Origin of the sequence: Variovorax sp. J22P240, assembly GCF_030316855.1 — a bacterium.
Classification (GTDB): Bacteria; Pseudomonadota; Gammaproteobacteria; order Burkholderiales; family Burkholderiaceae_C; genus Variovorax.
This window is the reverse complement of sequence record NZ_JASZYR010000001.1, coordinates 1030075-1041465: the sequence shown is the minus strand read 5'-3', so window position 1 is coordinate 1041465 and position 11391 is coordinate 1030075. Positions and strand designations below refer to the sequence as shown.

Genomic DNA, 11391 nt, shown 5'->3' with positions numbered 1-11391 from the left:
GAGGGCCGGTCAACCCCGTCCCAGCAGTCGCCTCAGCCTGGTCTTCAGGGGGTTGCTGCCGAAGATCAGCCGCGAATACGAGACGAACCAAGCGCGCGGAAGGACCACGCTGCCGTAGTAGTAGACGCGGTGTTGCCGTGGCGCATTGCGGGTGTCCGGGTGCTTCAGGACCTTCATCAGCAACTGGAGATCCTTTCCCGCCCCCGACAGCCAGCGTTCGAGAAAAGTCAGCCAGAGATAGCCGCCCTGGTCGTCGAGCGGCCGCCACAGCGACGCCGCACCGGGGCTGATCTTCTCGAGCTCCGCGCGCAGCCACCGATCGAAGCGGCCGGCCCGGCTTCGCGTGGCCTTGATCTGATCGAGCGACACCATGGCATCCGCTGTGGCCGAGCCGCCGTGCACGCGGTAGCGCGTCAGCGGTTCGGGGATCCACGCAGCTGCGCTGAGGAAGGTCGCGGCGGTGCAGAGCTGCAAGTCCTGGTACATCATCCTGTCGCTGTCCAGGGGACCGATGGCGTCCAGCACTTCCCTGCGGAATGCCAGCGCGGAAGTCAGCGACAGCACCGGACTCGACGCCGCATTCAGCGCCTCGGTCGCAAGCCAGCCTTCGGGACCCTTGCCACCGGGATAGTAGGGCGCCAGTCCCAGATTGGGGTGCGTGTCCGAGAACCGCATCATCAGATGGTGAACCCAGCCCGGGTGATGCCCATCCAAGGGCCTGCGGAGTGCGGCCAGCACCATTTCGATGCGCTGGGGCGCCATGACGTCGTCCGCGTCGAGCAGGACCACCACGTCGCCGGAGCATGCAGCCAGGGCGGTATTCGTGGCTGCGCAGATACCGCTGTTGGGCTGATGGATCGCCCGAATGGTCGGAAAGCGAGATGCGTAGTCCCCGAGCACGTCGGCCGAGTCGTCCGTCGAGCCGTCGTTCACGACGACGATCTCGTCGGCGCAGACTGTCTGCGCGAGGCAACTGTCCAGGCATTCGCCAAGAAAGCGGCCGTAGTTGAAGCAGATGATGGCCACGCTCACCCTCGGCTTCCTTGGAAGCTCGGTCATCGTCGAGGGCTCGATCGCAATCTGGGTGGGCGCGCGGTGTGCCATCTATGCAGCCTTCAACCTTCAAGTGACGGATTCGGTGACCCCTGGTACGCAAGCGCGCCGACGTGACCCGCCAGATCCAACAATCATTCTGGCAATGCGCTTTCGTTGACCGCCGTCGTCGAGCCACGACCAATCTCGTCAGAAATGGCCGACGGCAACGTGAAGAAGCTTACGAATGACTTGCTGACTTGAGGCCGACCGGCCGCGCGACCGCCTACAGTCGGGGGCATGTCTTTTTATCGACAGCCATCCGGTTCGCACTTTTTCCGCCGCCTCGCACTCGGCCTCGCTTGCTGCGCATGGACCATCGCGCTTGTCGGTTGCGCCACCAAGCCAGCTCCGGCGTCGTCCACCTCCTCCAAGGCGTCGTCGCCGACTCCATCGAAGATGGACTCGCCGGCTGAACCGAAGATGAACACCAAGCCTTCGACATCGAAAAAAGCCGCGAAGAGCGCCTCCCGTGCCAAGCCCGCAGACCCCCAGCCGGCAGCGGTGGCAAAGGCGGACCGGAACTTCCTGCGGCCCGTGAGCGGCGCGGTCGTTGCGCGCTTCGACGGACGCGGCAACAAGGGCGTGGACTTCGCAGGATCGAAGGGCGATCCCGTACACGCTGCCCGGGACGGCAAGGTTGTCTACTCGGCCGTCGGGCCTCGCGGCTATGGACAACTGATCATGATCAAGCACGACGCGGCCTATGTCACCGCCTACGCACACAACAGCCAACTGCTGGTGAAGGAAGGGCAGTCCGTCAAGCGAGGCCAGATGATTGCCCGCATGGGCGACACGGAGGCCAGCCGCGTCAAGCTGCATTTCGAGTTGCGAAAGAATGGCAACGCAGTCGATCCGGTGCTCTACCTTGAATTAGCCGACGCCTCGGCGGCGAGCCCGGAGCGGGATCAACGCAACGAGCAGTGAGGGCGCTTTCGCTTCAGCGAAGGAGTTCGCGCAGGACCATGTAGACGCCCAGCAGCGCCAGGCCGGAAAAGAAACAGCGCTTGAAGACGGGCACCGGAAGCCGCAAGCGCACCCACTGGCCGAGCGCCATGCCCGCGATCGCGGGGACCAGCATGACGAGCGAAGCGCCGAGCAGGGGTGTCGAGTAACTGTCCTGTCCGGCCAGGGCGATGCCCAAGGCGACGGTAGAGGTGGTGAATGAAAGTCCCATCGCCTGGATCAGTTCATCGCGCGACAGCGCCAGCGACTGCAGGTACACGACCGCGGGCAGCACGAAGACGCCGGTCACCGCGGTGATGACACCGGTCAGGATCCCTGCGAGCGGGCCGAGCCACCGTTCATGTTGCGTCGGGAGCGTCAGGGGCCGCGCCAGCAGCCCCCAGGCCGCATAGCAGATCAGGGAAGCGCCCAACGCGACCGTCGCGCCGGCGCCTGCGGGCGCGCCAAAGCACCATGCCCCCATGAGCGTGCCGGCGACGATGCCGGCTTGCATGCCGCCGAGGCGGCGCGTGATTCGCCGCAGCGTGGCCCAGGGCTGCAATTGCCAGACGTTCGTCACGAGGGAAGGCACGATCAGCAGTGCCGCCGCAGCGGCAGGCGGCATCCACACGGCCAGCAGCGCCATCGAGAGCGTGGGAAGCCCCAGGCCGATGACACCCTTGACGGTGCCCGCGAGCGTGAACACTGCGGCGACCAAGGCCCAGACTGCCATGCCTTGGTCGGAGAAAGCGATGAGATCCGTATTCGACATGCGACAGTTTCGCGAAAACCCCCGCTTCCGAGAATGCGGAACTCACGCACCTTGCCTCAGCCCCAGCCTGAGGATGGCGTGCTACCTTCGTCGCCATGCGATTCGACCTCACCGACCTGCGGCTGTTCGTGAACATCGTCGATGCCGGCACCATCACCGGCGGCGCCGCGCAGACGCACATGACCCTGGCATCGGCCAGCCAGCGCGTGCTCGGCATGGAGAGTGACCTCGGCACGCCGCTGTTGCTGCGCTCCAGGCAGGGCGTGCAGCCGACCGAGGCCGGGCACACGCTGGTCCACCACGCGCGGCTCGTGCTGCAGCAGATGGAGCGCTTGCGTGGTGAACTGGGCGAGTACGGTGGCGGCCTGCAGGGCCACGTCCGGCTTCTGTGCAACACCTCGGCGATGACGGAACATCTGCCCGAGGCGCTCGGTGCTTTTCTTGCACAGCATCCGCGCGTGTCGGTGGACTTGGAGGAGCAGGGCAGCACGGACATCGTCGATGCGGTCCGCGCGGGGCTGTGCGACATCGGCATCGTTTCGGATGCGGTCGACGTCGAGGGCCTTCAGAGCTTTGTCTTTCGTCGCGACGATCTGGTGTTCATCGTGCCGCGCGGCCATGCGCTGGCACGCAGGCGAAGGGTCGCACTGGCGGAAGTGGTCGATTGCCGGTTCGTCGGGCTGGCGGAGGGAAGCCCGCTGCAGGAGCATGTCGCGCTCCATGCGAGGCGGCTGGGAAAGAGGCTCAACTATCGTGTGCGCGTGCGCAGCTTCGAAGCCGTGTGTCGCATGGTCGAGCAGGGCATCGGTGTCGGCATCGTGCCGCAGGCGGCGGCAGACCGGTCGCCTTCCTTGATGCACCTCCGCCGCATTCCCATCGCGGAGGCGTGGGCCGCACGCTACCTGCTGGCGTGTGTGCGGGAAGTCGAAGCGCTGCCGTTGAATGCACGCCGCATGCTGGGGCAACTTCTCTCGAAGGCGCCTGTCAGTACGCGACCGTGATGATGTGCGCCTGGATTTTTCCGTCGACCGGTCCGGCGCCGAAACGATCGGCGATGGCCGCTGCGCATGCCGATGTGGCGGTGGCGAGATCCGTGCCGGCGCGAGCCTTGATCTCGTTGCGCAGGGGTGTTCCCTGGCAATAGGCGATGGCGACGTCCTGCGCCGACGGTGCGCGGCTTCGCGCCGCTCTCGTCTCGAAGCCGGGCAGGGCGCCGAACCCTGCGCCCGCGAGGTCGCGCGAGATCACGATCCGGTCGAAATAGCCGTGGGGCGTGCGCGCCATGAAAAGAGGCGGGTCGTCGGGAAACAGCGTCGCGAGCGCCTGCGTGACTACATCGGCAAACTGGTTCTCCTCGATGCAATCCCAGACGTTGAACAACAGCGTGCCGCCGGGCCGAAGCACGCGACGGGCCTCCGAAAAGGCACGCACCTTGTCGGGGAAGAACATCACGCCGAACTGGCAGACCACGAGGTCGAAGCTCGCGTCCGCAAAGGGCAATTGCAAGGCGTCGGCCTGCTGCCAGCTCACCGGGCGCTGTGTACCAACGGCTGCGGCGCGATCGAGCATGGGCTGGTTCAGGTCAGTCGCCACCAGTTCCACTTGGGCGGGCAAGGCACTGGCCAGCGCGCGCGTGACCACGCCGGTGCCGGCCGCTGTCTCCAGCACGCGTGAGGGTTCGAGCGCAACCGCGCGTTTCGCGAGATCCTCGGCATAGGGCTCGAAGATCAGCGGAACGAGGCAGGTGTCATAGAGCTCGGGGATCGAGCCGGCAAAGAGGGTGTCCGAAGCAGGTTCGTCCATGAGTCCACATCCTTTCCCATCAGGCGCTCGCTGAATCCAGCATCTTAATTTTCGTTTCCCGGAAAGCCAATTCAGCGTGGGAAAAGCGCCTACAGCGCCTGACGGACAGTGCCCACCGTGCGGTGAAGGCCCGCTGCTAGGCTCGGTGGCATGAGCAGATCCATCATTGCTTTCATTGGCGCGGCCGCGTGCTGCATCGGCGTTTGCGCGGAGGAGTTGAAGCTGCCCATCGACAGCGACGACAAGGGAACGGTCTACATCAATCCCAACCTGTCACCGACCGAGGGCGCGGTCAACACCAAGGGCGCCACCGTTGGCATGGAGCGGCCCGACGGGGGTGGGGTGTCCGGCGGCGTGGACACATCCAAGGAGCGCCCCACGTATTCGCTGGGCGCCAGCACGGGCGGCAAGCGCTCCTACTCCGCGGGCGCCTTCTCGGACGGAAAGAACAATGCGGGCGTCAAGGCCGGCGTGACGATCAAGTACTGAGCAGCACCTCCTACTTTCCAAAGGTCGATGCGGGCATGCGGAGTTCGGTGAGCTTCCAGTCGACGAATCCGCTTCGCTCGAAGACCAGTCCAAGGCGCTCTGAATTGGGCTCGTCTGGCTTTGCCGGATCCACGGCATAGGCGGTCATCCTGTTGGCGCCCTGGCGGTCGATGGCCCAACGGGCCTTCTTCTCAGGTGCCTGGGGGCTCGATGGCGGGGTGACTGTGCTGGCCGAGGGCGCTTCGCCCGCAGACTGAGGTGCAGGCGCCGGAGCGGGAGCGGGCTTGGCCAAGTGCCCGTTCTTCATGGCCGCCATCACTGTCTCGGGGCGCACCATCGCATCCACCAGCTGGTTCACCAAGCCCAGTCCAATCAGGCTGCCCAGCGCGGCAAAGGGATTGCCGGAGTCCTGAGTGCCCAGCTTCCGTGTGACGAGGGCGGAGAACTGGCCCTTCAGGCTCTCGCGCACCTTGGGGTAGTCCACATGCGCGTTGAAGGTCTCGGCATCACCTTCCTGTGCTGCCGTCTGCAACTGACGCACAGCCAGAAATGGTGACCAGTACCAGTAGGCCCCAAGGGCTGCGAGGACGGCCAGGGCCGCCGCAAGAACAAGGCGTCTGACTTTCATGACGCGATTCTGCACGCGCAAAAAAACGGCCCGCTCGAGGCGGGCCGTTTCGATGGGCGCCTACTGTGGGCGCGCGTCAGGGCACGTTGGTCGTCGTGATCTGGAACGGTTCACCGGGCACGTCCAGCGCACCGCCGTACTCGATGTTGTATGTGACACCGTTGGCAGTGGTCGGCGTGAGCGCGCAGCCGTTGGGCTTCGGGCATGAGCCGCCGTCCGAGAAGATCACCGGTCCGTAGCGGTAGTTGCGCACCGCCTTGCCTGCGTAGTCGACCACGCTGGTCAGGTAGCCGGCGTTGGCGAAGTTGTCCGCATCCTCCACGGCGATCGGGTCGACCAGGCGCGTGTCCTGCAGGGTCCGCACGATCGTGCCGCTGTTGCCGTTGCTTGCGAAGCGCACCCACGAGACCTTGCGGTCACCGCGCGAGGCCACCAGGATCTGCTGGTTCAGCGGCTCGATGCTGCTGTTGGTCGGCTCACCCTTGGAGGTGCCCAGCGAGGTCGGATTGCGGCCGATGCCGGTCACGGTGCCCACCTCGGCAATGACGCTCGCCGTCGGAGCGGGCGAGGCCGCCCGGCCGCCTGGCGCATAGCCGTCGATGCTGTAGATGTGCAGCGTGCCGTCCTGCGTCGCGATCCAGGCGCGTTGCGGGCTGCCGAACAGGGTCGTCTTCACGGCCGTCGGCTTGGCTGGCAGCGACACCGTCTTGACCACCGTCGGAATCTGCGACGGCGTGTTCGTGAAGGTGTACGGCCACTGGCTGTCGCCCTGTCCCAGGTTGCTCGTCTGCGTCACGTTGGCGCTGAAGTAGACGCCGTTGACGTAGTTGAACAGCGGCTTGAGGTCGATGAACGCAGCCTTCTGCTCCGACTTGGAGATCACCACCGCCATGCCGCCCTTGGCGTAGCGCCCTGAGTGCGTGCCCGAACCGGCGAACTTGCTCCAGTTGCTCGACAGCGGCGTGTTGTCCATGCCGATGAAGTCGGCGCCAGACATGGTCTGGAACTGGTCAAGACCGGTGGTGACGGCGATTTCGGTCGGCGCGTTGATGCCCGGAAGATCGACGTAGCCGAGGATCTTCATGAACGCGATGTTGCCCATGTTCGGCAGGCCGGGGTAGGGCGCCATCCACTCGTTCCACCACTTGTAGTAGGCGCGCGGGCTGCCGTTGTTGTACGGGTTGCAGCCGTCACACAGGCCAGCCATTGCCACGACGGCGATCTGGCCCTTCAGCGCGGTCGTGTCCCAGACCGTGACCAGCGCGAATTCGCTCTGGTTCGTCATCGCGATCGCGGTCGGCACCTTGTTGGCCGGCAGTTTCACCGACGCCTGGTTGCCGGCAGTGTTGCTGCCCGCGGTGGCGATCACGCCGTTCTGGTAAGCCACCACGCTCTCCGAGCAGAAGCCTGCGCGGCCCGAGCAGCGACCCACGGCGACCGGGTCGCTGGTTGCCACGCCCGAGGCCTTGTAGCTCATCGCGTTGATGCCGTCGATGCCACCGCCGTTGATGGCGCCGCGCGTCCAGCTCAGCTGGGGCAGTTGCGCGAAGGTGTTGAACATGTAGCCCGACACCTGGAAGTCGGCCACGCCGATGCGTTGCGCGGGGTTGTCGGCCACGAACACCAGGTTGGCCTGGTTGGTCGAGTAGGCGCCGGAGGTCGAGGACGGCGGGCCGCCGACCTGCCAGTAGAAGGGATAGCCAGGTGCGGGCGAACCGAGTTGCGTGCGGGCATCCCGCGCGGACAAGGTCGGTCGGCCGCTGTTGCCGACGCCATAGGCGGCGGCGTTGGGTCCATAACGGTATTCGACACCGGCTTCCTTGCTCAATTGCGCAGCCGTGTTGCGGTACGAACTGGCGATCACGTTGAAGGACGAGTCGACGACGTCGCCGACGATCGGGGCCGGTGCGGGTGCGGGTGCGGGCGCAGGCGCCGGAGCCGGAGCCGGTGCGGGAGCCGGAGAAGGTGCCGGTGCAGCAGGAGGCGCGGGTGCCGGAGCGGGTGCCGGTGCGGGCGCCGTCCCGGCCGCTTCGCAAACTCGGGGGGCAGGCACGCCCGGATTTCCGAAGATATCGACGTGGCACATGACCTGGGTGTTGGCCGGGATGCCGCGGCTCTTCCAGCTGGTTCCGCTGCCGAAGCGAACATCCGTGTACTTTGGCACGGTGAAAATCGCACCCTCGACCGCTACGCGCACGTAGCCGGTCGGAGCGGGAGCGGGGGCAGGCGCCGGCGCTGGCGCGGGCGCAGGGGCCGGAGCCTGGGCAGGCGGCGCGGGCGCCGGAGCGGGTGCATCGGCAGTCCCCGTTTCGCACACCCGGGGAGCAGGCACGCCCGGATTGCCGAAGACATCGACGTGGCACATGACCTGGGTGTTGGCCGGGACGCCCCGGCTCTTCCAACTGGTGCCGCTGCCGAAGCGGACATCCGTGTACGCCGGCACGGTAAAGATCTCGCCCTCATTGGCAAGGTGCGTCACCTTTTCGGATTTGCTGGCGGACTTGGTCGTTGCCGCGCCTTGGGCCCCATCGGCAACCAGGGTGCCATTCACGTCGGAACTGGAATCAGCGACGGTCGCAGCGCTCGCGCTCATCCCAGCGGCGCCCAAGCCGCTGTCATTGCCGCTCCCACCCCCACAACCCGCCAATGTCCCTGCTGCAATAAGAAGCAGTAGAGAGCTTTTATCTATGGATTTCAAACAAAAAACCTCAAGTTTTTAAAAGATGAGGGTTTGTACGTGGGATGGTTCCTACGCAGCAAGCGTTCTTTCAAATCCTTTCTTAATGTGTATTAGTTCTCAAGGGGGCTGTTACATCAGTTGTAGACGGTGACGACTATTTGGCGTACTTCTTTCCTAATTGAAAGATTTGCATGTAACAGTCGGCAACATAATTCCAATTGCTTCCATCACGCGAGATGCGGCTGAAGGTTCGGTCTGCGCCCCTGCATGGCGCGCCCGGCTGGGGGCGCGCAGTGCCATTCGCCTACATGGGTTTGCGGCGCAGCCAGCACCCTGGAAGCGGTGCAACGGCCTAAGGTCTTCGGCGAAAGGAGATGCCGAATGACGAATCCGAACCGGACGTTCGAAGGGATGCGCGGTCGATCCGCTCTGCTGCTGGCGACCTGCGCCTTGGCCTTGGTCGCATGCACCGATCGCGCCGGCAATGAATCCGCAAGCGGGCAACTGGGCTCTGCGGCCGACAAGACCGAGCAGGCGACCGTTGCTGCCGCGCGAAAGGCCGCCGAACTGGCGGAAGTCGCGCGAGACAAGACCAAGGCCTACGTCACTTCGCCCGAAGTGAAGGAGGATGCGGCGGCCGTCAAGAACGCCCTGAAGAACTTGGGCACGGCGGCGGTATCCACGACGGACGATGCGGCGATCACCCTGTCGGTATCGTCCGCCCTCGCCAAGGACCCGGAATTGAGTGCCACGCGCATCGATGTCGAGACGAAGGCTGGCACGGTGCGGCTGGCCGGGCCTGCCCCCAATGCGGCCGCCAAGGCGCGAGCCGGCGACATCGCCAAGGCCGTGAACGGCGTCGCCACGGTCGACAACCAACTGGTCGTAAGTCCCGGCTGATCGGCGCCGTCAGTCCCAGGCGGGAGCCAGGCCTTCGGGGCTGGTGAGGCGGCTGTTGCGGTCCAGCGCGGCCATCCGCGCCATTTCGTCGTCGGAAAGGCGGAGTTGCCGCGCTTTCATGTTGCTTTCCAGGTGGGCCCGCCGGGTCGATGACGGGATCACCGCATAACCGAGCTGCATCGCCCACGCCAGGGTGACTTGAGCGGGCGTCGCCTGGTGCGCCTCTGCGATGGCCTGGATCACCGGGTCCTTCAGCACCGAACCGTAGCCCAGCGTCATGTAAGAGGTGATCGAGATCCCATGACTGTGCGCGAAGTCAGCGACCTTGCGATTCTGCAAATAGGGGTGCAATTCGACCTGATTGGTCGCGATCTCCGCTGCACCGACGGCAGCGATTGCCTGGCGCATCAGGTCGACGGTGAAGTTCGAGACCCCGATCTGCTTCGTGAGTCCTTGCGTTTTGGCTTCCGCCAGCGCGCCCATGAACTCGGCGAGCGGCACGGCGTTGCCGGGCGAAGGCCAGTGGATCAGCGTCAGGTCCGCATGGTCGGTGCGCAGCTTGGCCAGGCTGTCCTTCAGGCTGAGGATGAGCCGGTCCTTGGCGTAGTTGGCCGTCCAGATCTTGGTCGTGAGAAACAGCGCATCGCGCGCCACGCCGCTTTCGGAAATGGCTTGGCCCACGTCCGCCTCGTTGTCGTAGATCTGCGCGGTATCGACCAGGCGGTAGCCGAGATCGAGTGCGTTCTTGATGGAGTCGATGACAGTCTGGCCCTGGAGACGGAAGGTGCCGAGGCCGAATGGAGGAATGCTGCTCATGAGGAAGTCCTTGGTTGGTTGAAATCGATGGAAGGCGAGGAGATGCGGTCCAGACGGCCGCTCCATGCCGTGAGTGCGAGTGCTGCCAGCACTACCAGCGCGCCGATCCAGGCGGTATGGATCAGGCCAAGGTGCGTGACCACGAGGCCGCCGGCCCAGGCCGCGCCGGCGATGCCGAGGTTGAAGGCCGCGATGTTGAGGCCCGAGGCGACGTCGATCGCATCCGGCGTGTACCGCTCGGCCTGTTGCACCACGTAGACCTGCAGGCCGGGCACGTTGCCGAAGGCGACGGCGCCCCAGAGCAGCACAGTGGCCAGTGCGAGCCACTTGTGCGGTGCGGCGATGCTGAGCATCAGCAGCACCGCCGCCAGCAGCGCGAAGATGATCTTCAGCGCGGGGATGGGTCCGAGCTTGTCGGCCAGCTTGCCACCCCAGATGTTGCCGGCCGCAACCGAGAGCCCGTAGACCAGCATGACCCCGCCGACCGCGCCGGCGCTGAAACCCGAGACCTCCTGGAGGATTGGTGCGAGGAACGTGAACGGAATGAACGAGCCGCCATAGCCGATGGCCGTCTTGGCGTAGACCATCAGGAGGCGCGGCTCGGCTAGTACCCTGAACTGCTGCGCCAGCGAAGCCGGTGGCGTGTGACGGATGTTGTTCGGCACGAAGAAGGCACTTCCCACGAAGGCGACCAGCCCCAGGCCCGACACGGCGAGGAAAGTCTCACGCCAGCCGAAGTGCTGGCCGATGAATGTGCCCAGCGGCACGCCGGTGACCAGCGCCACCGTCAAGCCGGTGAACATGATCGCGATGGCGCTCGCGGCCTTCTCCTTGGGCACCAGGCCGGTGGCGATGGTCGAGCCGATCGAGAAGAACACACCGTGTGCCAGGCCGGTCAGGACGCGCGCGGCGATCAGTGATTCGTAGCCCGGCGACTTCCATGCAAGCAGGTTGCCGAGTGTGAACAGCGCCATCAGGCCCAGCAGCAATGCCTTGCGCGGCAGCCGACCGGTGAGGGCGGTGAGCACGGGCGCGCCGACCGCGACGCCAAGCGCATAGAGGCTGACCAGCAGGCCGGCCGACGGAAGACCGATCTGCAGGTCCGCCGCGATGGTGGGAATCAGGCCAACGATGACGAACTCCGTCGTTCCGATGGCGAATGCGCTGATCGTCAGCGCAAGCAGGGCAATGGGCATGAAGGCACTCCTTGTGAGAGGCAGGAGTGTGAGGCTGCGTCCTTTGCAGAAAAACGGTCTTCTTATCAGA

12 protein-coding genes are annotated in these 11391 nt (G+C 65.3%); 5 read left to right on the top strand and 7 right to left on the bottom strand.

Going from position 1 to position 11391, the window contains the following annotated elements:
* Positions 1-9: 9 nt before the first annotated feature.
* The gene (locus QTI24_RS05000; RefSeq protein WP_286598710.1) at positions 10-1032 is read right to left on the bottom strand and encodes a glycosyltransferase family 2 protein; all 1023 of its coding nucleotides are present in this window, start codon (positions 1030-1032) and stop codon (positions 10-12) included.
* Here QTI24_RS05000 and QTI24_RS04995 point away from each other — a divergent pair.
* Positions 1019-1213, top strand: coding sequence for a hypothetical protein (locus QTI24_RS04995; protein ID WP_286598709.1), 195 nt, complete (start codon positions 1019-1021; stop codon positions 1211-1213). The two genes, QTI24_RS05000 and QTI24_RS04995, sit on opposite strands and share 14 nt — an antisense overlap.
* A gap of 302 nt (positions 1214-1515) precedes the next feature.
* Positions 1516-2019 carry a M23 family metallopeptidase gene (locus QTI24_RS04990; RefSeq protein ID WP_286598707.1) on the top strand — a complete coding sequence of 168 codons (504 nt, stop codon included), beginning with the start codon at positions 1516-1518 and terminating at the stop codon, positions 2017-2019.
* Between the two features lie 13 nt (positions 2020-2032).
* Here the strand turns inward: QTI24_RS04990 and QTI24_RS04985 are convergent, their stop codons facing one another.
* Entirely contained in the window at positions 2033-2809 is a 777-nt protein-coding gene (locus tag QTI24_RS04985; protein WP_503011199.1) for a sulfite exporter TauE/SafE family protein, read from the bottom strand.
* Positions 2810-2904: 95 nt separating this feature from the next.
* On the opposite strand from QTI24_RS04985, the gene QTI24_RS04980 reads away from it, so the two are divergent.
* A complete protein-coding gene (locus tag QTI24_RS04980) occupies positions 2905-3810 on the top strand; it encodes a LysR substrate-binding domain-containing protein (protein WP_286598706.1) in 906 nt (301 codons plus the stop codon).
* On the opposite strand, the gene QTI24_RS04975 is transcribed toward QTI24_RS04980, so the two are convergent.
* Entirely contained in the window at positions 3794-4612 is an 819-nt protein-coding gene (locus QTI24_RS04975) for a class I SAM-dependent methyltransferase (RefSeq protein ID WP_286598705.1), read from the bottom strand. The genes QTI24_RS04980 and QTI24_RS04975 overlap by 17 nt on opposite strands.
* 150 nt (positions 4613-4762) lie before the next feature.
* On the opposite strand from QTI24_RS04975, the gene QTI24_RS04970 reads away from it, so the two are divergent.
* Positions 4763-5101 (top strand): hypothetical protein, encoded by a 339-nt coding sequence (locus tag QTI24_RS04970; protein ID WP_286598703.1) that lies wholly within the window; start codon positions 4763-4765, stop codon positions 5099-5101.
* A gap of 10 nt (positions 5102-5111) precedes the next feature.
* On the opposite strand, the gene QTI24_RS04965 is transcribed toward QTI24_RS04970, so the two are convergent.
* Both QTI24_RS04965 and QTI24_RS04960 read right to left on the bottom strand, forming a co-directional pair.
* Complete coding sequence (locus tag QTI24_RS04965; RefSeq protein WP_286598702.1) at positions 5112-5729, bottom strand: DUF2939 domain-containing protein; 618 nt, start codon at positions 5727-5729, stop codon at positions 5112-5114.
* A 76-nt stretch (positions 5730-5805) separates the two neighbouring features.
* Positions 5806-8322 carry a hypothetical protein gene (locus QTI24_RS04960; protein WP_286598701.1) on the bottom strand — a complete coding sequence of 839 codons (2517 nt, stop codon included), beginning with the start codon at positions 8320-8322 and terminating at the stop codon, positions 5806-5808.
* Positions 8323-8790: 468 nt separating this feature from the next.
* Between QTI24_RS04960 and QTI24_RS04955 the strand changes: the two genes are divergently transcribed.
* On the top strand, positions 8791-9309 hold the full coding sequence (locus QTI24_RS04955) for a BON domain-containing protein (RefSeq protein ID WP_286598700.1): 519 nt from the start codon (positions 8791-8793) through the stop codon (positions 9307-9309).
* A gap of 9 nt (positions 9310-9318) precedes the next feature.
* Here the strand turns inward: QTI24_RS04955 and dkgB are convergent, their stop codons facing one another.
* Together dkgB and QTI24_RS04945 are read right to left on the bottom strand one after the other, a co-directional pair.
* Complete coding sequence (dkgB, locus tag QTI24_RS04950; RefSeq protein WP_286598699.1) at positions 9319-10125, bottom strand: 2,5-didehydrogluconate reductase DkgB; 807 nt, start codon at positions 10123-10125, stop codon at positions 9319-9321.
* Positions 10122-11321, bottom strand: coding sequence for an MFS transporter (locus QTI24_RS04945; RefSeq protein ID WP_286598698.1), 1200 nt, complete (start codon positions 11319-11321; stop codon positions 10122-10124). Before QTI24_RS04945 ends, dkgB begins: the two co-directional genes overlap by 4 nt.
* Between the last annotated feature and the right edge of the window lie 70 nt (positions 11322-11391).